Source organism: Kitasatospora sp. NPDC038210, assembly GCF_055600605.1.
On the sequence record NZ_JBVJYK010000009.1, the window covers coordinates 79,798 to 100,274 of the forward strand.

The 20,477-nt window shown below is 75.6% G+C and carries 11 protein-coding genes; 7 read left to right on the forward strand and 4 right to left on the reverse strand.

What is annotated here, in order from left to right:
- Positions 1–47: 47 nt before the first annotated feature.
- Together ACZ7KX_RS19805 and ACZ7KX_RS19810 are read right to left on the reverse strand one after the other, a co-directional pair.
- A complete protein-coding gene (locus ACZ7KX_RS19805) occupies positions 48–1,919 on the reverse strand; it encodes an amidohydrolase (RefSeq protein ID WP_470327721.1) in 1,872 nt (623 codons plus the stop codon).
- Positions 1,920–2,251: 332 nt separating this feature from the next.
- Entirely contained in the window at positions 2,252–3,088 is an 837-nt protein-coding gene (locus tag ACZ7KX_RS19810; RefSeq protein WP_470327541.1) for an alpha/beta fold hydrolase, read from the reverse strand.
- Between the two features lie 321 nt (positions 3,089–3,409).
- Here ACZ7KX_RS19810 and ACZ7KX_RS19815 point away from each other — a divergent pair, with 321 nt between their 5' ends.
- Together ACZ7KX_RS19815 and ACZ7KX_RS19820 are read left to right on the forward strand one after the other, a co-directional pair.
- Entirely contained in the window at positions 3,410–6,787 is a 3,378-nt protein-coding gene (locus ACZ7KX_RS19815; protein ID WP_470327542.1) for a right-handed parallel beta-helix repeat-containing protein, read from the forward strand.
- A 283-nt stretch (positions 6,788–7,070) separates the two neighbouring features.
- The gene (locus ACZ7KX_RS19820; RefSeq protein ID WP_470327543.1) at positions 7,071–7,742 is read left to right on the forward strand and encodes a sigma-70 family RNA polymerase sigma factor; all 672 of its coding nucleotides are present in this window, start codon (positions 7,071–7,073) and stop codon (positions 7,740–7,742) included.
- Between the two features lie 12 nt (positions 7,743–7,754).
- On the opposite strand, the gene ACZ7KX_RS19825 is transcribed toward ACZ7KX_RS19820, so the two are convergent.
- A complete protein-coding gene (locus tag ACZ7KX_RS19825) occupies positions 7,755–10,655 on the reverse strand; it encodes an AfsR/SARP family transcriptional regulator (RefSeq protein ID WP_470327544.1) in 2,901 nt (966 codons plus the stop codon).
- 324 nt (positions 10,656–10,979) lie between these two features.
- Here ACZ7KX_RS19825 and ACZ7KX_RS19830 point away from each other — a divergent pair, with 324 nt between their 5' ends.
- The 3 genes from ACZ7KX_RS19830 (at position 10,980) to ACZ7KX_RS19840 (ending at position 16,674) form a co-directional block, all read left to right on the forward strand.
- Complete coding sequence (locus ACZ7KX_RS19830; protein ID WP_470327545.1) at positions 10,980–11,168, forward strand: hypothetical protein; 189 nt, start codon at positions 10,980–10,982, stop codon at positions 11,166–11,168.
- 67 nt (positions 11,169–11,235) lie between these two features.
- Positions 11,236–13,959 carry an AfsR/SARP family transcriptional regulator gene (locus tag ACZ7KX_RS19835; protein WP_470327546.1) on the forward strand — a complete coding sequence of 908 codons (2,724 nt, stop codon included), beginning with the start codon at positions 11,236–11,238 and terminating at the stop codon, positions 13,957–13,959.
- 393 nt (positions 13,960–14,352) lie between these two features.
- Positions 14,353–16,674: an ATP-binding protein gene (locus ACZ7KX_RS19840; protein WP_470327547.1), complete on the forward strand. Its 2,322-nt coding sequence runs from the start codon at positions 14,353–14,355 to the stop codon at positions 16,672–16,674.
- Between the two features lie 115 nt (positions 16,675–16,789).
- Here the strand turns inward: ACZ7KX_RS19840 and ACZ7KX_RS19845 are convergent, their stop codons facing one another.
- Positions 16,790–18,106 carry a serine hydrolase domain-containing protein gene (locus ACZ7KX_RS19845; RefSeq protein ID WP_470327548.1) on the reverse strand — a complete coding sequence of 439 codons (1,317 nt, stop codon included), beginning with the start codon at positions 18,104–18,106 and terminating at the stop codon, positions 16,790–16,792.
- A gap of 353 nt (positions 18,107–18,459) precedes the next feature.
- On the opposite strand from ACZ7KX_RS19845, the gene ACZ7KX_RS19850 reads away from it, so the two are divergent.
- The gene (locus tag ACZ7KX_RS19850; RefSeq protein WP_470327549.1) at positions 18,460–19,455 is read left to right on the forward strand and encodes a phospholipase D-like domain-containing protein; all 996 of its coding nucleotides are present in this window, start codon (positions 18,460–18,462) and stop codon (positions 19,453–19,455) included.
- Between the two features lie 125 nt (positions 19,456–19,580).
- The gene (locus ACZ7KX_RS19855; RefSeq protein ID WP_470327550.1) at positions 19,581–20,474 is read left to right on the forward strand and encodes an alkaline phosphatase family protein; all 894 of its coding nucleotides are present in this window, start codon (positions 19,581–19,583) and stop codon (positions 20,472–20,474) included.
- Positions 20,475–20,477: the final 3 nt, after the last annotated feature.

The following is a 20,477-nucleotide window of genomic DNA, read 5'->3' on the forward strand; positions in this document are numbered from 1 at the left end:
GGTGGGTGCTCCGGCTGGCGGCCCGCCGGAGCACCCGGCGGGGCGGGTCAGAGCAGGAAGCAGGGGTCGAACGGCTGGGCCTGCTCCGTCGCCAGGCCACGGCCGACGCGCCAGCGGCGGTGCAGCTCGGACTCGGCGACGACCTCGCCGAGCAGTTCGGCCTGGCGGGCGCCGGTGCCCCCGCTCCGGTGGGACCGGTAGCCGCCGAAGCGGGCGACCGGGCTCCACGCCGGGCTGACCGCAGGAAGCTCCTCGTCCAGGCCTTCGTACTCCGCCGCGGCGTGCACGATCCGGCCGCCGACCACGGTCAGCAGGGACTCGATGTGCGGGATCTCGTGCTCGGGCACCGTGAAGAAGTCGTCGGACAGCACCGCGAGGTCGCCGTAACAGCCCGTCCGCAGCACGCCCTTGACGTCCTGCTCGCCGGTGAGCGCCGCTCCCGCCGTGGTGTACATCGCGAGCGCGGTGGCCCGGTCCACCCGGTTCTGCGGCGGCCGGATCGCCAGCCCGCCGACCGTGCGTCCGGAGACCAGCCAGTGCAGCGCGACCCAGGGGTTGTACGAGGACACCCGGGTGGCGTCGGTGCCGGCGGCCACGGTCAGCCCGCGGTCCAGCATCGCGCGGATCGGCGGCGCCTCGGCGGCGGCGCCGAAGCCGTACCGGCGGGTGAACACCTCGCCCTGGAAGGAGAGCCGGTTCTGTACGGACAGCGAACCGCCGAGCGCCGCGATCCGGTCGAGGCTGTCCCGGGAGACGGTCTCCGCGTGGTCGAAGAGCCAGCGGTTCCCGGCCGGGAAGAGCCCCTCGGCGGCGAGCTTCTCGAACACCGCGAGGTCCCGCCGGATCGTCTCGTCGTACGTCGCGTGCAGCCGGAAGCCCCAGCCGTGCTCCGTGAGCATCCGGACGGCCTTCTCGAACTCGCCCTCGTAGTCACCGAGTTCCGGACGCGGCTCGGCGAAGTTCTCGAAGTCGGCGGCGGCCCAGGTGAGGTTCTCGCCGGCGCCGTTCAGCCGCAGCCACTCGTCGCCGTCCCCGGGGCGGACCGTCTCGATCCAGCGGGTGAGGTCGTCGAGCTCCTGGCCCGGGGTCTGCGGGAACAGGTGGTAGGCGATGCGCAGGGAGAGCAGGCCCTCCCGGGCGAGCTCGGTCACCGTCGCGTAGTTCTCCGGGAAGTTCTGGAAGCCGCCGGCGGCGTCGATCGCGGAGGTCAGCCCGAAGCGGTTCAGCTCGCGCAGGAAGTGCCGGGTGGACGACTTGCGCTCCTCGGGCGCCAGGGTCGGCGCCTTGGCGAGGGTGGAGTAGAGGATCAGCGCGCTGGGTGCGGCCAGCAGCATGCCGTTGGGCTCACCGCCGCGGCCCCGGACGATCTGGCCGCCCTTCGGGTCGGGGGTGTCCCGGGTGTAGCCGACGGCCTGCAGCGCGGCGCGGTTGAGGACCGCCGACTGGTAGAGGTGGAGCACGAACACCGGGGTGTCCGGCGCGGCCTCGTTCAGTTCGGCGGGCGTGGGCAGCCGCCGCTCGGCGAACTGCTCCGCCGACCAGCCGCCGACGACCCGCACCCACTGCCCCTTCGGGGTCCGGGCGGCCTGCTCCCGCAGCATTGCCAGGCCCTCGCGCAGCGAGGTCACACCGTCCCAGCGCAGCTCCAGGACGTAGTTGAGGCCGCCCCGGATCACGTGCAGGTGCGAGTCGTTGAGGCCGGGCACCACCCGCCGGCCGAGGGCGTCCACCACGGTGGTGGCGGGCCCGATGAGCGGGGCGACGTCCGCGTCGTCCCCCACGGCCGTGATCAGGCCGTCGCGGACGGCGAGGGCGCCGGCCTGTGGGCGGCGGGCGTCCCCGGTGTGGATCTTCGCGTTGCGGACGACGACGTCGGCAGCGTTCTCGACGGCGCGGGGGACCAGCCCGCCGACCGGCATTGCAGGCACCGCTCCAGCCTCCTGTGAGGGTTCGGACCGCCGCCCCGGTTCGGGCGGCGGAGGGGCGTCCGGGCGGGGCCGGCACTCACCGGCCCGGCTCCGCTCCGATCGCCTGAAAGAACGTTAAGTCGCAGATGGGATGGGTAGTTGGCGCACAGTGCACCGTCTCCGGTCCGCCAGTGAACCGGCCGGGCGGGGCACCGGTCCGGGCCGGTGGAGCGGGGTCGCGGGGACGACGGAAGAGCCCCGGGCCTCCCCCCGTCCGGTGGGACGGGGGAGGCCCGGGGCTCGGTGCCGGGGCGGACGGGCCGCCCCGGGTCACGACGCGTCGGTCACTTCGCGAGGAAGGCCAGCAGCGCCGTGTTCACCTCCTCGGCGTGGGTCCACAGCAGGCCGTGCGGCGCACCCTCGATCTCCACGTACTCGGCGGAGGGCAGGGCCCGGTGGAAGACGCGGGCGGTGTTCTCGATGGGCAGGGTGCGGTCGCCGGTGCCGTGCAGGATCAGGGCGGGCACGTCGATGCGGGGGATGTCGGCGCGGAAGTCGGTGTACCAGGTGGTCGGTGCGGCCGAGGCGGCGAAGGAGCCGCCGGAGGCCGCGGTGTTCCAGCTGTTGCGGACGGCCTCCTCGCTGATCCGGGTGCCGAGGTTCTCGTCCAGGTTGTAGAAGTCGTTGAAGAAACCGGTGTAGAAGGCGAACCGGTCGGCCTTCACCGCGGCGACGATGCCGTCGAAGAACTCCTGCGGGGCGGCGCCGTCCGGGTTGTCGTCGGTCCTGAGCAGGAACGGCTCCAGGGAGGCCAGGAAGGCGACCTTGGCGACCCGCTCCGAGCCGTACGAGGACACGTAGCGGGCGACCTCGCCGGTGCCCATCGAGAATCCGACGAGCACGGCGTCCCGCAGGTCCAGGGTCTCCAGCACGGTGTTCAGGTCGGCGGCGAAGGTGTCGTAGTCATAGCCGGTGGTCGGGTGCGAGGACTGGCCGAAGCCGCGGCGGTCGTAGGTGATCACCCGGTAGCCGGCGTCGAGCAGCGCGGCGCTCTGCCGCTCCCAGGAGCGTCCGTCCAGCGGGAACCCGTGGATCAGCACGACCGGCTGACCGGTGCCGTGGTCCTCGTAGTAGAGGTCGACGGGCGTGGTGTTCTCCTGGCCGACGGTGATGAACGGCATGGGGTCCTTCTCTCTTGCGTGCTCTTGGTGCCGATGTCTGCCGGCGCAGCGCGCGGGCTGCGCCGGGCCACCCACGCTAGGACCGGGTGTGCGCGGGTGTTTGCCGCCGAGAGCACTGCGTCTCGTCCGAGAGCGCCTGACGGTCCGTCCGCTCCCGGGCGGAACCCGTCCCGGTGACGGCGTGCCGGCGCGCGGGCTCGCGCCGGGCGGACACCCCCGTGAACCGGCCCGGCCCGGACGGCCGTAGCACCGGAGAGGACGCGCCGCCGGTGCGTCCCCCGACCGGGCCCACCCCGCCCCACGACGAAGGGAACCCCAGGCATGTCGCGCCCGGTGCTGACGGTCTGCGCGGAGCAGGGGGAGCCCGGCTCCCACCGCACGATCGGCGCAGCCCTCCAGGCCGCCCGCAGCGGCGCGGTGATCTCGGTACGCCCCGGCCGCTACGACGAGAACCTGGTGCTCACCGGGGCGGTCACCATCACCGCCGAGGCCGGCCGGGGCAGTGTGCGGATCGGCCCGCGGCGCGGCTCGGTGGTCCACGTGCTCGCCGACGACGTCCGGCTGACCGGGCTGGTGCTGCACGGGCAGGACGACGAGCTGCCCGCCGTGGACGTACCGCGCGGCCGGCTCGCCCTCCAGGACTGCGACGTGACCGGCAACGCCTGGACCGCCGTGCTCACCCGCGAGCAGGGCGAACTCGCCATGCACGGCTGCCGGGTGGTCAACCCGGTCGGCGCCGGGCTGGTCGACACCTCCACCGGTGGCAGCGTCATCGAGGACAGCGTCATCGAACACCTCGGCACCTCCGCCCTGGTGATCGGCGAGCGGGCCGACCCGACCGTACGGCGCTGCGTGCTGCGCGACGCCCGGGGCAACGGCGTGTGCGCCAACGGCGAGGCCCGCGGCACCGTCGAGGACTGCGAGATCTCCGCCACCGACCGGCCCGCCGTGGCCCTGGAGGAGCGGAGCACCACCCGCCTGCTGCGCACCGAGATCCGCGACAGCGCCCTGGGCGTGTACGTCGGGTCCACCGCCCGGGTCGTGCTGGAGGACTGCACCGTCACCACCGTCCGCAGCCACGGCTACGTGCTCGCCGACGGGACCGACCCGCTGCTGCGCCGTTGCCGCGCCGTACACCCCCAGGGCCACGGCCTGCACATCGCGGGCCGCTCCCGGGGCACCCTGGAGGACTGCGAGGTGAGCGCCCCCGCCGGGGCCGGCATCCACGTCGGCGAGTCGGCCCGTCCCGTCCTGGTCCGGACGGTGGTGCGCAACGCCGAGGCCGACGGCGTCGAACTCACCGGGGAGAGCGCCGCCGAGTTCGACCGGCTGGAGGTCCGGGACCCGGCCGGCACCGGCATCGTGGTGCGCGACGGCGCCGACCCGATGCTGCGCCGCACCGCCGTCACCGCGGCGGGCGGCCACGGGATCGAGGTGCTGCGCGACGGGCGCGGCCGGATCGAGGACGCCATCGTGCTCGACTCCGGCAGACACGGCGTCCGCGTCGCCGACGGCGCCGACACCCACCTCGGTGGCAGCCGGGTGCACGGCAGCGGGGCCTGCGGCATCTCGGTCGGCGCCGAGGGCGCCGCCACCCTGCGCGACGTCGAGAGCGCCGACAACGCCCTCGACGGTGCGAGCGTCGAACGCGGCGGCGAACTGACCGTCACCCGCGCCGTGCTGCGGGCCAACGGCCGCCACGGGCTGCACCTGGCGGCGGGCGCCCGCGCCGCGCTGACGGCCTGCCGGCTCACCGGCAACACCGTGGACGGGCTGCGCTCCGACTCGGCGGAGCCCGTCCGGCTCACCGGCTGTCTGGCCACCGGGAACCGGGGCGCGGGCCTGCGGCAGACCGGGCCGACCGACCGGCTCGCGGTCGAGGACCTCGACAGCCGGGACAACGGGTCGTCCGACGCCGTCGGCCCGGTGGCGGTCGCCGGGGTCGGTGGTGCGTCCGGGGCCGCCGCTGTTCCCGATGTCGCAGCCGCTGACCCGGGACCTCGGGAGGCGCAGGGGCCGCAGGGTTCGCGGGGGCCGCAGGCCGTCCTGCAGAGCCTGGTCGGGTTGGAGGGCGTCAAGGAGCAGGTCGCCACCCTGGTCAACCTCAACAAGCTGACCCGGCGCCGCGAACAGGCCGGCCTGCCGGCCCTCCCGATGAGCCGGAACCTGGTCTTCGCCGGGCCGCCCGGCACCGGGAAGACCACCGTCGCCCGGCTGTACGGCGAACTCCTCGCCGAACTCGGCGTGCTGCGCGGCGGCCACCTGGTCGAGGTCGCCCGCGCCGATCTGGTCGCCCCGGTCATCGGCGGGACCGCCCTGAAGACCACCGAGGTGGTCAGGGCGGCCCTCGGCGGCGTGCTGTTCGTCGACGAGGCGCACACCCTCTCCGGCTCCGGCTCCGGCTCCGGCGGCACCGGCCCCGACTTCGGCCGCGAGGCCGTCGACACCCTGGTCAGACTGATGGAGGACCACCGCGAGGACCTGGTGGTGATCGTCGCCGGGTACGAGGCCGAGATCCGCGGGTTCCTCGCCGCCAACCCCGGCCTGGCCTCCCGGTTCAGCCGCACCGTCGAGTTCCGCGACTACAGCGTCGACGAGCTCACCACGATCGTCGAGCACGCCGCCGCCGGCCACGGCTACGAACTCGCCGAGGGCACCCGTGCGGCGATCGCCGTGCACTTCGAGCGGTTGCCCGGGGGCGCCGCCTCCGGCAACGGCCGGGCGGCCCGCAGGGTGTTCGAGGAGATGGTCGACCGGCAGGCCTCCCGCCTCGCCGGGCTGGAGCACTTCGACGACGCCGCACTCACCCGGCTGCTGCCCGCCGACGTCGGCGGGCCGGCCGCCGCGGCCGGGGCCCGGGCGGCCGGTCCCGGGGAGCCCGGTCCGCTCGACCGGCTGCGCGCCATGGTCGGCCTCGCCGCCGCCAAGGAACAGGTCGAGGACCTGGTCAACCTCACCCGGCAGGTCCGCCGCCGCACCGACGCCGGGCTGCCCGCCGCCGCCATCGGCCACCACCTGGTCTTCGCCGGCCCGCCCGGCACCGGCAAGACCACCGTCGCCCGGCTGTACGGCGAACTCCTGGCCGAACTCGGCGTCCTGCCCGGCGGCCGGCTCGTGGAGGTCGCCCGCGCCGACCTGGTCGGCCGCTACATCGGCCACACCGCGCAGCTCACCCGGGACGCCTTCGAACGCGCCCGCGGCGGTGTCCTGTTCATCGACGAGGCCTACACGCTGACCCCCCGCCACGGCGCCGCCGTCGGCGACTTCGGCCAGGAGGCCGTCGACACCCTGATGAAACTGATGGAGGACCACCGCGCCGAGGTCGTGGTGATCGCGGCCGGCTACCGGGAGGAGATGCAGGGCTTCCTCGCCTCCAACCCCGGCCTGGCATCGCGCTTCTCCCGCGAGATCACCTTCGACCACTACGCGGACGACGAACTCGTCACCATCGTCCGGCGGCAGGCCGAGGCGGCCGGCTACGACTGCACCCCGGAGACCCTCACGGCGCTCGGCACGCTGTTCCGGGGCGCCCGGCGCGACCGCTCCTTCGGCAACGGCCGGTTCGCCCGGCAGGTGCTGGAGGCGATGATCACCCGGCAGGCCGGCCGGCTGTCCCGCGTGGACGTGGTGGACCTGGACGAACTCGGCCTCCTGCTGCCGACGGACATCCCGACCGAACGGATCGGCGGCCTCGCCTGACGGGCGCGCCCTCCGAGGGCAGCCCGGCCCGCGCGCCCGCTCCCCGCGCCCGCTCCCCGCGCCCGGCCCCGTGCCCCCGTCCCACGCGGCACCGGCGGGCGGCGCGGGTGCCGTGGGCGGGGCGTTGGCGGATCGTTGGCGAGGACTTGGCGGGGTCCGGCAGTGTGCTGTTGCAGTCGCCGCCGGGCCCGTCCGGTCGGCGCCCAGCGGTGCCCTGCCCGTACCGCGCCCCCCTGCCCGACCTGAGAGGTAGCGCGTGTCGAAGCCGTTCGTTGCTCAGCCCATGCCCGTCACCGAGCCCGCCGGGGGCCCGTCGGACGCGGCGGCGGCTGCCACAGACCAGGCGCGCCAGGACGGCCAGGACCGCCGCGCCCGCCAGGACCGTCCGACCCTCGACCCGGACACGCTCGCCGAGATCCACCGGCTGCACGGCGGCTACCTGCTGCGCTCGCTGCTGCGGGCCACCGGCGGGGACCGCGGCAAGGCCGAGGACATCCTGCAGGAGACCCTGCTGCGGGCCTGGCAGCACCCGGAGGCGCTGAGCAACGGCCCGGAGCAGAGCAGGCCCTGGCTGTTCACGGTGGCCCGGCGGATCGCGATCGACCACTACCGGATGGCCGCCGCCCGCGCCAAGGAGGTGATCGGCGAGCCGCTGGAGGACCGCCCGCTCGCCGAGGACCCGTACGAGCAGGTCGTGGCGGCGCGGGACATCGCGCTGGCGCTGCGCCGGGTGCAGAAGCACCACCGCGAGGTGCTGGTCGAACTGCACCTGAAGGACCGGTCGGTGCTGGAGGCCTCGGCCAAGCTGGGGGTGCCGCCGGGTACGGTCAAGTCCCGCAACTTCTACGCGATCCGGGCGCTGCGCCCGGTCCTGGCGGCGGAGCACGGGTACGCCCCGACCGGGAGCCCGTCGTCGTCGGCGGCGGAGAGCGGCGCCGCCTCGGCGGCCCGGTGACCGTCCGGCGTCTCAGCGCCCCGGTGACCAGTCCGCCGAGCGGAGGTTGAGCTCCTCCAGGGCGGCGGTGAACTCGCTCCGGTAGCCCGCCTGCCGGTCGTGGGAGCGGAAGCGGTCCAGCGCGGTGCGCAGCCGGCCGCTCACCTCCCGCTGCCGGCCGCGGGCCAGCAGGTGGGCGGCGTAGGACTGTTCGGCGAGCGCGTGCAGGTAGAGCAGGCCGGCCTCCTCGCAGGCGGCGAGCAGCCGGTGCCAGGCGAGGTCGGCGGTCTCGTCGCGGACGGTCGGCGGGAGGGCCTGGGCCTCGGTCAGCAGCGACCAGAGGTGGACCTGGGTGACGGGGGTGGGCGGCAGCAGTTCGCGGGCCTCCCGGGAGTGGCGCTGCGCGCCGTCCCGGTCGCCGGTCGCCAGGCTCACCCAGCCCTGGTGGACCTTGGCGTCGACGAGCCGCCGGCGGTTGCCCGAGGCGAGGGCGAGGGAAGTGGCGGAGGCCGCCAGCCGCTCGGCCTCGGCGGAGCTGCCGAGCATGGCGGTGACCAGCGCGAGGGTGGCGAGCGAGCGGACGCGGGCGGACGCGGCCCGAGGTCCGTCGGCGGACTCGGCGGACTCGGCGGAGTCGGTGGAGTCAGCGGAGCCGGTGGCGTCGGTGGCGTCGGTGGCGGCCACCGCCTTCCGGGCCGCCTCGGCCGACTCGTGTCGCCGTTCGAGCGCGACGAGGGCCTGCGCCCGGCAGTTGTGCAGCAGCGCGACCGCGACCTGGTCCCCGCACCGCTCGGCCGCCTCCTGGCCCACGACGGCGCGGGCGAGCCAGTCGGTGAAGCGGCTGGCGCCGTAGTAGAGCGAGCCGCTGGTCAGGGCGAGCCGCCAGGCGCGGGCGGGGTCGGTGACGGCGGTGGCGTCGACCAGCGCGCGGACGGCGGGTTCCTCGGCGCGGAACCAGTCGAGCGCGGTCCGGATGTCGCCGACGGACGGGAGGGCCTGCGGTGGGTGGACGGGCGGCTCGGCGTCCTCCTGGCCGGGATCGAGGAGGAGGCCGCAGCGCTGGAGGGCGGCGAGGTAGTAGTCCGCGAGGCGTTCGCGGAGCAGGCGTCGGCGCGCCTCGGGCAGCTCGGCGAGCAGTCCGACGCCGTACAGACGGACCAGGTCGGTGCGGCCGTAGCGGGCCGGGGAGGTGCCGGTGAGCAGGTGGTGGGCGGCCAGTTCGCCGAGCGCCCGGTGGGCGGTGGCGGGATCGGTGCGGAGCAGGGCGGCGCTCGCCAGGGCGTCCACCTCGTCGCCGGGGTGGACGGCCAGGGCAGTGAGCAGTTCCGCTGCGGACGAGGAGAGTTGACGTTGCGTCAGATCGAGCTGCGAGCCGATGTCGAGGCCGTCGCCGGCATCCAGGACGGCCAGTCGGCGCTGTTCGTCGTCGAGTTCGGCGACCAGCCCGGCGATCGTCCAGTCGGGCTGGGCGGCCAGGCGGGCGGCGGCGATCCGCAGGGCGAGCGGCAGGCGGTCGCAGCGGCGGACGAGGCGGGCGGCGGCGTCCGGCTCGGCGCGCACCCGCGCGGGCGTCAGGGCGCGTTCCAGGAGGTGCCGGGCGTCGCCCTCGGGCAGTGCGGCCAGCCGCAGCAGGGTGGCCCCGTCGAGGGCGACCAGGGCCTCCAGCGATCCCCGGCTGGTGACGACGACGGCGCAGCCGGTCCCCTCGGGCAGCAGGTCGGCGACCTGGTCCGGGTCGGCGGCGTCGTCCAGGACCACCAGCAGCCGTCGGTCCCTGGTGTGTTCGCGGAAGAGCGCGGCGCGTCCGGCGCGGTCGGCGGGCAGGGCGTCGGCGGGGACGCCGAGCGCGTGCAGGAAGTCGGCGAGGACGGCGTCGGGGCGCGCCGGGCCGGCCGGGGCGAGGCCGCGCAGGTCGGCGTGCAACCGGCCGTCGGGGAACCGGTCACCGGCCCGGTGGGCCCAGGCGGTGACCAGCGCGCTCTTCCCGACGCCGGCGGGGCCGACCACCAGCACCGGGCCGTCCGCAGCGCGGTCCGGGGCGCAGGCCTGGTCGAGCCGGTCGAGCTCGGCCCGCCGTCCGACGAAGTCCACCATGCGGCGGGGGAGTTGCTCCGGGACGCGGGCGGCCGCAGCCGTCGGCGGCAGGGGGGCCGGGGCCGGCCCGTCGTCGGCCAGCACCTCGGCCAGGGCCGCCTGCAGGGCCGGACCGGGCCGGATCCCCAACTCGCGGTCGAGCCGCAGCCGCGCCTGGTGGTAGGCGGCCAGCGCGTCCGCGGGGCGTCCGGCCTGGCGCAGGCAGCGCATCAGCAGCGCCACCAGCTCCTCGCGCAGCTCGTTCGTCCGGACGTGCTGCTCCAGCACCGGCACCGCCGCCGCGCCGGTGCCCTGGCGCAGTCGCAGCGAGGCCCAGCGCAGCAGGGCGGCGGTGCCGGACTGCTTCAGGTGGTCCACCGCGGCGGTGCGCAGCGGAGTGTCGGGCAGGTCGGCCAGGGCCTCGCCGCGCCACAGCCGCAGCGCCTCCTCCAGCAGGGCGATCGCCTCGGCGTCGCCGGAGACGGTGCCGGTGCCGGTGGCTCCGGTGAGTTCGAAGGCATCGGCGTGCTCGGCGGCCAGGGCGGTCAGCGACTCGAAGTGCAGCGCGTCCACCTCGTCGGCCGGCCCGGTCAGCAGGTAGCCGGACGCCCGGGTGTGCAGCTCGAACGGCGTGTCGGCGAGCACCTTGCGCAGCGCGGCGACGTGCCCCTGCACCGCCGCCCGCGCGCTGGCCGGCGGCCGCTCGCCCCACAGCGCCTCGCAGAACCGGTCCACGGTGACGACGCGCCCGAGCCCCAGCGCCAACAGTGCGAGGACGGCCCGGCGCTGGGCCCCCGCCAACGTGGTGAAGCCGTCCGCCCCGGCCCGCAACTCCACCGGGCCGAGCAGCCGAATCCGCACCAGGTACCCCCACGATCGCCGCTCACCCCACCCGGAGTGGGCCCGGGGTGGAGCATTGTAGTGCGCGAACCGGTCCGGTCCGCGGCAGGTCGTCGCCCCTGCCTCCGGTTGACGTGGTCGGGGCCCGGACCGGTTGCGTCGGTCGTCGAGGGGCGCCACTCCTCGGCCCACGCCGATCCCGGGCCCACGAGGACGCCGGTCCCGGCCCCCGGTCCCGGCCCGGACCGTTCGTGTCGGACCGGCCGGGTACCGTGCGGCCATGGTGGAGCCACGGAGAACGGATCCGCGCGCCCGGTTCGAGTACCTGGCGCAGCGGGCGTCGCGATGGCCGCCGCGATCACCGCGATCCTGTCCGCGGCCGGCTCCACCGCCCGGGACGCCGCCGACGAGTTCGCACCGTTCACGGTGCGGGTCCTCGCCGGGCCGGAGCCGGGCCCCGAGTCGGACGTGTGGCCGGCCTGGCCGGAGCACCGGGCCCCGCCCGGCGGGGCGGAGCGGTCCGCAGGATCATGAACGGCCGGGTCCGGCCGTCGGGCCTATCCTCGGACCGGAGTCCGCAGGTGGGGGAGGGGAGGGACGCGTGCACATCGATCTGCTCGGGCCGATGCTGGTGCGGCGGGAGGACGGGACGGCGGTGACGCCCTCGGCCCCCAAGCGGCGGGCCCTGCTGAGCGCGCTGGCCGTACGGCTGAACCAGACGGTGGCCACCGAGGAACTGATCGAGCTGGTCTGGGACGGCGCGGCGCCGCCCACCGCGCGGGCCGCGCTGCAGGGGCACGTCGCGGCGCTGCGCCAGCTGCTGGACGACCCGGCGCTGGTGCTGGACACCCGCGGCTCCGGGTACCTGCTGGCCGGTGATCCGGATCGGGTCGACACGCTGCGCTTCGTCCGCCTCTGCGAGGAGGCCGACGTGCTGCTGCCCGGGCCCGGAACCCCCGGGGAACCGGCCGCGGCGGACCCGGTGCTGCCCCTGCTACGCGCCGCCCTGGACCTGTGGCGCGGCCCGGCGCTCGCCGACTGCGGCTCCGTCCGGCTGCGCGAGCGGGCCCTCCCGCGCCTCACCGACCTGCGGCTGCGCGCCCTGGAACGGCTGGCCGACGGGCGCCTGCGGGCGGGCCGCGGCGGCGAGTCGGCCGCCGAACTGGCAGACGCGGCCGACGCCCACCCGCACCGGCAGACGCTGACCGCCCGGCTGATCCGCTGCCTGGAGCAGGACGGGCGGCGCGCGGAGGCCCGCGAGCGGTACGAGCGCGCGCTGGCCCGGCTGTCCGTCCCGCCCGGGCCGGAACTGCGCCGCGCCGGTGAGCCGTTCGGGGCCCGGCCGGACCCGGTCGACCGCCGCTTCGTCGGCCGGGGCGCCGAACTCGCCCGGCTGGACGAGGCCCTGCCCGCCGCCCGGGCCGGCCTCCCGATCCTGGTCACCGGCCCGGCCGGGGTCGGCAAGACCGCCCTGGTCCGGCAGTGGGCGGCGCGGCACGGCGCCGGGCAGTTCCCGGACGGTGTCCTCCGGGCCGAGCTGCGCGGCTTCGACCCGGACGGGCCGCGCGAACCCGCCGACGTGCTGGGCGAGTTCCTCGCCACCCTGGGTGTCGCCCCGGACGCCCTCCCCGCGTCGACCGCCGAACGCTCCCGCCGGTACCGCGAGTTGGTCGCCGGTCGGCGGATGGCGATCCTGCTGGACGACGCCGCCTCCTACGAGCAGCTCGCCCCGCTGCTGCCCGACCCGCCACCGCCGGCGGACCCCGGGCGCGGGAGGCCAGGGCTCGGCGCCGGGTATCCGGATCCCGAGGGCGGGGATCCCGGGCCCGTCGCCGTCGTCACCAGTCGTGGCCGCCTGCTGCGGCTGCTCGTCCGCGAGGGCGGCCTTCCGCTGCCGCTGGGCCCGCTCACCTGCGAGGACGCCACCGCGCTGCTCGCCCGCACGCTCGGACCGGAGTGGACCGGGGACGACCCGGACACCGCCGCGGAACTCGCCGAACTGGCCGAGCACTGCGACCGCCTGCCGCTCGCGCTGCGCCTGGCGGGCGCCCGGCTGGCCGCCCGGCCCGACTGGTCCCCGGGTGACCTCGCCCGTGAACTCGCCGGTGAGGAGACCTGGTTGGCCACCCTCGCGGGCACCGGCGCCATCTCCGCGCGCGGCCCGATCGGCCTCGTCGCCGCCCTGGACCGGACGTACCGGACCCTGCCGCCCGACGCCGCCCGGCTGTTCACCCTGCTCGGCCTGCACCCCGGCGCGGTGATCGACACCGACACCGCCGCCGCCCTCGCCGACCTCCCGCCCGCCGCCACCCGTGCCCTGCTGGCCGGGCTGGACGCCGTCCACCTGCTGGAGGAGACGGCCCCCGGCCGCTACGCCCGGCGCGAGCTGGTGCGCCGCCACGCCGCCCGGCAGGCCGCCGAACTCACCTGCGACGAAAGGTTCGTGGCGCTCGACCGGCTGATCGCCCACTACCTGGACGTGACCGCAGACCGGACGGCCGGGTGCACGGCGGCCGGCACTGGTGAGCGGGCGGCGGCCTGGTTCCGCCGCGAGGAGAGCGCCCTGCGCGCCGTCGTGGTCAGCGCCGAGCAGTACGGGCGGACCACCGGCTCCTGGCAACTCGCCCACCGGATCTCGCTGTTGTACGAGGCCACCGGTCACGAGCCGAGGCACTGGCGGGCCGTCGTCGAGGCCGGGCTGAGCGCCGCGCACGCCGACGGGGACGAGTCGGCCGTGGCCCGGCTCGGCACCGACCTCGCCGTCCTGCACATCGCCCGCGCCGCCCACCGCACGGCCGCCGAGCAGCTGGACCTCGCCGTCGCCGCGGCCGATCGGGCCGGCGACCCGGCGCTGCGCCACCACTGCCGCAGCCGGGTGGCCGCCGCACTGCTTCGGGCCGGCCGCTACGAGCGGGCGCTGCCGCTGCTCACCGACCTGGTGGCCGCCGCCCGGACGCCGGCCACCGACCACCTGCTGGTCCCCTCGCTCACCGGCCTCGCCGACGCCCTGGTCCTGGCGGGTGACCCGGGCCCGGCCCTCGCCCACGCGGACGAGGCCGTCCGGGCGGCCACCGCCCGCGCCGGCGGCGCCCCGGCCGTCCTCGCCACCCACAGCCGCGCCCGTGCCCTGCACGCGCTCGGCCGTCGCGACGCCGCGCTCTCCTCGGCCCGGCTCGCCGTCGCCCTCGGCCGTACCGTGGGCGATCCCGCGCTGGAGGCCCGCTCGTACGGCATGCTCGCGGACCTGCTGGACGAGCTGGGCCGCAGCGCGGAGGGGGCCGAGACCCGGCGCCGTGCCGAGCTGCTGACGGCGGGCGGCAGCTGACGGACGGCCCGGCGGCCAGCCCGGCGGCGGGGAACGGGAACCCGGAGTGAACCGCGCCCCGCCGTCGAGCCGTTGTCCAAGGAGCGGAACCACAGGCGGAACTACCGGCAGTTCCGGCGGGTGGAGCCGCCCTCGCACCGGGCCGTCCGGCCCCCGGGCAGTGCGCCCGGACCGGGCGTGGGACGCCGACGAACGATCGGGTGCGAGGATTTCTGCCGCCCGGCCGTACTTCTGCCCGGCGGCGACCGTCGGGCGCGGGGCCAGGCGGAAGTGCGAAACGCACGGACGCGTGAACGGGCGAACGTACGAACGGGCGAACACCCGGACGTGCGGACGTGCGGAACCGGCAGGACCGGCAGGACCGGCAGGACCGATTGAGTGAGGTGGCGGGGCATGGCGACCGGGGTCGACGGGACGGGCACCGACGTGGGCGGGTTCAGCCGCCTGCTGGCCGGGCACCGGGTGGCGGCCGGCCTGACCCAGGAAGAGCTGGCCGCGGCGGCCGGGGTCAGCCTGCGCGCCCTCGGGGACATGGAGCGCGGCCGCACCCGCGGGCCGCAGCGGCGCACCGTGCAGGCCCTGGCCGTCGCCCTGGGGCTGGACGGCGGGCAGGCGCAGGAGCTGGACCGCGCCGCGCAGTCCGGGCGCCCGCGCGGGGTCCGGCCGGGCCGGGCGGGCGTCCCGGCCCAGGCCGCGCCCCGGGAGCCGGTCCACCGGGCGTCACCCGGCGCCGCGGGCCAGAGCGCCCTCGCCCTGCCCCGTGACATCGCCGACTTCACCGCCCGCGAGGGCGCCCTCGCCGCCCTCGTCGGCCTCGCCTCGGACGACCGGCCCGCCCACCCCCGGGTGGTGCTGGTCAGCGGTCAGCCCGGCCTCGGCAAGACGGCCTTCGCCCTGCACGCCGCCCACGCCCTGGCCGGGCGCTTCCCGGACGGCCAGCTCTCCCTCGACCTCGGCAGCACGTCCGCGCAGCCGCTGTCCGCCCGCGACGCCCTCGGCCAGGTGCTGCGCGCCCTCGGCGTCGAGGACGCGGCGGTGCCCGCGGGGACGGAGGAGCGGGCCGGTCTCTACCGGGCGCTGGTGCGCGAGCGGCGGATGGTCCTGGTGCTGGACGACGCCGCCGACGAGAGCCAGGTGCGCCCGCTGCTGCCCGGCTCCGGACCGGCCGTGACCATCGTGACCAGCCGCAACGCGCTGCCCGGCCTGGAGTCGGTGCACCGGCTGGGCCTGGACGTGCTCGCCCCGGCCGAGGCGGCCGGCCTGCTGGCCCGGATCGCCGGCCGGGCGCGGATCGAGGCCGCGCCCGACGCCACCGCCGAACTGGCCCGGCTCTGCGGCTACCTGCCGCTGGCGCTGCGGATCGCCGGGCAGCGGCTGGTCGCCCGGCCGCAGCAGCCGGTCGCCCACCTGGTGCGCCAGCTGGCCGTCGAGGAGAACCGCCTGGACCTGCTGGAGACCGGGGACCTGGCGGTCCGCCCGGCCTTCGAGCTGTCCTACCGCCGCCTGCCCGCCGAGTCCCGGCTGGTCCTGCGGCGCTGCGCGCTGACCGCGGGCCCGGACTTCACGGCGGTCGTCGCCGCCGCCTACGCCGGCCGGGGGCCGGCCCGCACCGAGCTGGTGCTGGAGCAACTGGTCGACGCCGGGCTGGTGCAGCCGGCCACCCCGGACCGCTACCGCCTGCACGACCTGGTGCGGCTCTACGCGAGCGAGCGGCTGGCCGTCGACGAGACGGCCCTGGAGCTGGCCGAGGCCCGTACCCGGGCCGGGCGCTGGATCCTCGACCGGGCCGCCGGCTACGGGCTGCGCTTCGACCCCGAGCACGGCGGGGCCGGAACCGCGCCCGCCGGTTCCGCGCACCTCACCGAGGCGGCCCGCTGGCTGGAGGACGAGCACGCGGAGTGGCTGGCCGCGCTGTACCAGGCGCAGCAGGCCGGCCGGTACCGGGAGGTGGTCGACACCGCCGAGGCCATGCACTGGTTCTCCGACCGGCTGCTCAGCTGGGGCATCTGGGCGGAGGTGTTCCAGCTCTCGGTGGACGCCGCCCGCGCGCTCGGCGACCGGCGGGCCGAGGGGGTGCACGTCAACTACCTGGCCTGGACGTACGTCACCTGTCTGCACCGCTACCAGCGCGGCATCGAACTGGCCGCCGAGGGGCTGGAGCTGGCCGAGGAGTCGGGCGACCGGGAGCAGCAGGGGTGGGCGCTCACCTACCTGGCCTCCGGCCTGCGCTACCTGCGGCGGCACCGCGAGGCGACCGACGCCTTCCACCGCGCGGCGGATGCCTTCGCCGAGCTCGACAGCCGCGCGGCGATGATCGGCCGGCTGGTCACCCTGCGCGGCGCCGCCAACTGCCTGCGGGACTCCGGCCGGGCCGAGGAGGCGGTGGACGTCCGCAGGCGGGCGCTGGCCGGTGCACTGGAGCTGGTGGAGCGCTGGTCCGCGCCGCTGATGAACCTGCTGGCGGCCATGACCGCCCACGAACTGGGCCTGGACCGCGCGGCGTTGAAGCGCTGGCCGGCCGCCGAGAAGGCCTACCGGCAGGCCCTGGTGCACTACGAGGCCGTCGGACGGCCGGACAGCATGACCAAGACGCTGACCGAGCTCGGCACCGCGCTGATCGAACAGGGCCGCGCCGAGGAGGCCCGGGAACTGCTCACCGAGGCGCTCACCGATCTGAGCGCGGACGGCCCCCGGCCGGCGCCGCCGCGGCACTGACCCCGAGCGCCCGTTCCCTGCCCGCAGTCGGAGGGAACGGGCACCCGGAGCGAACGGGCCCCGGGGGGATCGGGCAGCCGGGGTCGGCCGGGGTCAGCCGGGATCGGATCCGGGGTCAGATCCGGGTGTCCTCCACCACGGGCAGCTGCGCCACCGGGGCGCTGCCCGGAGCACCGGCACCGTCGGCAGCCGGAAGGTCGGCGCTCGGGAGGTCGGCACGCGGCGCGAAGGCCGTCCGCGGTGCGACCGCCGGCTTCTTGCCGCAGAAGGCCGGCTCCAGCGTGTTCATCAGCCCCTGCGTCACCGCGCCGTTGTTGGAGGCGTTGGCGAAGACCACCACGCTGCGCCGTCCGTCCTGGGTCACGAAGGACTGGGTCTGGAAGCCCTGCACGATGCCGCCGTGGCCGTACACGTCCCCGCAGGACAGCGAGATGCGGCGCAGGCCGAGCCCGTAGGAGATCTTCGCGGTGGGCGTCGGCAGGGCGGCGGTCATCTGGCGCACCGAGTCGTCCGAGACCAGCCCTCCCGCGCCGCCGGCCAGCAGCGCGGTGAGGAAGCGGTCGAGGTCCGCGGCGTCGGAGATGACGGCGCCGGCGCTCCACACCCAGGAGCCGGTCTGCTCGGTGGAGTCCAGCAGCGGCTTGCTGCGGTCGTCGTTGGTCAGGTAGCCGGTGACGTGGGCTCCCTGGATCCGCTGGTCGGGCACCACGAAGGAGGTCTTGCGCAGGTGGAGCGGCTGGATGATCCGCTCGTTCAGCACCTCGGCGTACGGCTGCCCGGTGAGGTGTTCGACCGCCAGGCCCATCAGCACGAAGTCGGTGTTGGAGTAGGAGTAGCGGCTGCCGGGGGTGTACTGCGGGCCGTGCTTGACCGACATCGCCACCAGCTCGCGCGGGTCGTACTCCTTGGTGCGGATGCGCGCCTCGAACGCGCTGGTGGTCTCCTCGCCGGCCTGCTCCAGCAGGTCGTTGGTGTGGTCGTAGATGCCCGCCCGGTGTTCCATGACCTGACGGCCGGTCATGGTCCAGCCCTCCGGCAGGGTGCCCTCGGGCAGGTAGTCGCGCAGCGGCTTGTCGAGGTCGATCCGGCCCTCCTCCGCCAGCTGCATCACGAGAACGGCGGTGAACATCTTGCTGTTGCTGCCGACCCGGAACCTCCACGAGGAGTTCATCGGGGTCCCGTCCAGGTCGGCCTTGCCGACCGACACCGAGCGGGTGCTCTCCTTGCCGTCGTGGTCGCGGATCACCGCGAAGGCACCCGGGGCGCCGGCCCCGGTGGTGGCCTGGAGGGCGGCGAGCACGCCGGGGACGTCGGAGGCGGGCGCGTCGGCGGTGCCCCGGTCGGCGGCCACGGCGTGGGCGGCGCCGGTCGCCACCAGGACGGCAGCGGTGGCGGCCACCGCGAGGGGACGCAGAAGGCTGGTCTTCGCCATGTTCCTCGGTTCTCTCGTCAGCTGACGCGGCGTCGGGCCGCGCCGATCGAAGATCACTATCACCGGCCGGGACGGTCGAAGGCAATGTGAACCGGTTCGCCCGCATCGCCCGTTACGGACACCGGCGTGTCGGCCGCACCGTTCGTTTCCCGCTCCGGGGCCAAGGTTTCACCTGCTGTCGTCTACCCGCGTTGACGGCTGCGCATCATGCTGTTCGGGCGCCTGACGCGCGTTCCGGTGCGCTCCCCGCGCCGGCCCCCCGTCCGCCGGAACCCCTCACCCGACGCCCCGCCCCGCCGCCGCCCTGTCCCGGCCTCCGCCGCCAGTCCCCTCGCCGACCACGGAGCTTCCCCATGCCCCTGTCCTCCCCGGCGCGCCGCGCCGGTGCCCTGCTGCTCGCCACCGCCGGTCTGATACCGCTGTCCGGCAACGCCCACGCGGCCACCACGGCCTCCGCCGGGTTCACCGCGATCGTCTTCCCCGACCAGGACCACACCGTGGTCCACGACCTCATCGACTCGGCGACCCGGTCCGTCGACGTCACCATGTACGAGCTGCGCGACACCACCGCCGTCAACGCGCTGATCGCCCGTCAGCGGGCCGGGGTGAAGGTCCGGGTGATCCTGGACGGCGCGCACACCTCCGTCAACGGCTCCGCCTTCTCGGCCCTGCGGGCCGCCGGGGTCGGCGTGACGTACTCCTCCACGGCCTTCGTCTACACCCACCAGAAGACCGTGACGGTGGACGGCGCCACGTCGTTGATCATGACGGGCAACCTGGACTCCACCTACTACGCGAACGACCGCGACTACGGCGTCATCGACACCGACACCAACGACGTCGCCGCGATCGAGCGGGTCTTCGCCGCCGACTACGCCAAGACCGCCGTCACCCCGACCGACGGCGACAACCTGGTCTGGTCGCCCACCGACTCGCAGTCCCGGCTGCTGGCCCTCATCGACGGCGCGCGGACCAGCCTCGACCTGGAGCAGCTGGAGTTCGGCGACCCGGCCCTGGTGGACGCCGTCGCCGAGGCCGCCGCGCGCGGCGTCAGGGTGCGCGTGGTCGGCATGAACCCGAGCTCGTACGCCGACGACTTCGACCAGGTGACCGCGGCGGGCGGCGCGGTCGTCACCTACTCGTCGACCACCGGTCCGTACGTCCACGCCAAGGCGATCGTCGCCGACTACGGCACGGCCACGGCCGAGGTGTTCGCGGGCTCGGAGAACTTCTCCGACAACTCGCTGAACCACAACCGGGAGCTGGGCCTGATCACCACGGACTCCGGGGTGCTCGACACCATCGAGTCGACCGTCGCCCGCGACTTCGCGAACGGCACGCCGTACTAGCCGTCACCAGCCGTCCTCACGCGGGCGGTTGCGCCGGCAGCGCTGCGCGCACCCGCCGTACGGGAGACGTTCCCACCCCCCAGGCCGAGCGGCTCGCCGGGCCGCTCCTCACCCAAGGATTTGTCATGACTTCGTCCACAAAGCCCAAGGGCCCCCGCTCCCGCCGCACCGCCACCGCGATCGGCTCCGCCGTCGCCCTGGTCGCCGCCTCCGCCGGCCTGTGGGCCGCGACCGCCACCACCGCGCAGGCGGCCGCCCTGCCCGCGCCCGACCACATCATCGTCGTGGTGATGGAGAACCACGCCTACACCCAGGTCATCGGCAGCAGCAGCGCCCCGTACCTCAACTCCCTGAAGGCGGGCGGCGCCAACCTCACCCAGTCCTTCGGCATCACCCACCCGAGCGAGCCGAACTACTACGCGCTGTTCTCCGGCTCCACCCAGGGCCGCGTCGACGACAGCTGCGTGACGGTCGGAGGCTTCCAGAGCGCCAACCTGGCCTCCGAGGTCATCGCCGCCGGCAAGACCTGGGCCAGCTACAACGAGACCCTGCCCAGCCAGGGCAGCACCGTCTGCAGCAGCGGCAAGTACGCGCAGAAGCACAACCCGTGGTTCGGCTTCGGCAACGTCCCGCTCAGCAGCGCCAAGACCTTCGCGCAGTTCCCGACCGACTACAGCACCCTGCCGAACGTCTCCTTCGTGGTGCCGAACCTCTGCAGCGACATGCACGACTGCTCGGTCAGCACCGGCGACACCTGGATCAAGAACAACCTCGGTGCCTACGCCTCCTGGGCGCAGACCCACAACAGCCTGCTGGTCGTCACCTTCGACGAGGACAACAGCCTGTCCGGCAACCGGATCCCGACCGTGGTCTACGGCGCCCACGTCACCCCCGGCAGCAGCTCCACCACCACCTACAACCACTACAACGTGCTGCGCACCCTGGAGGACCTGGCCGGCACCGGCAGCCACGCGGGCAACGCGGCCTCCGCGAGCGACATCACCGGCATCTGGAACTGAGTG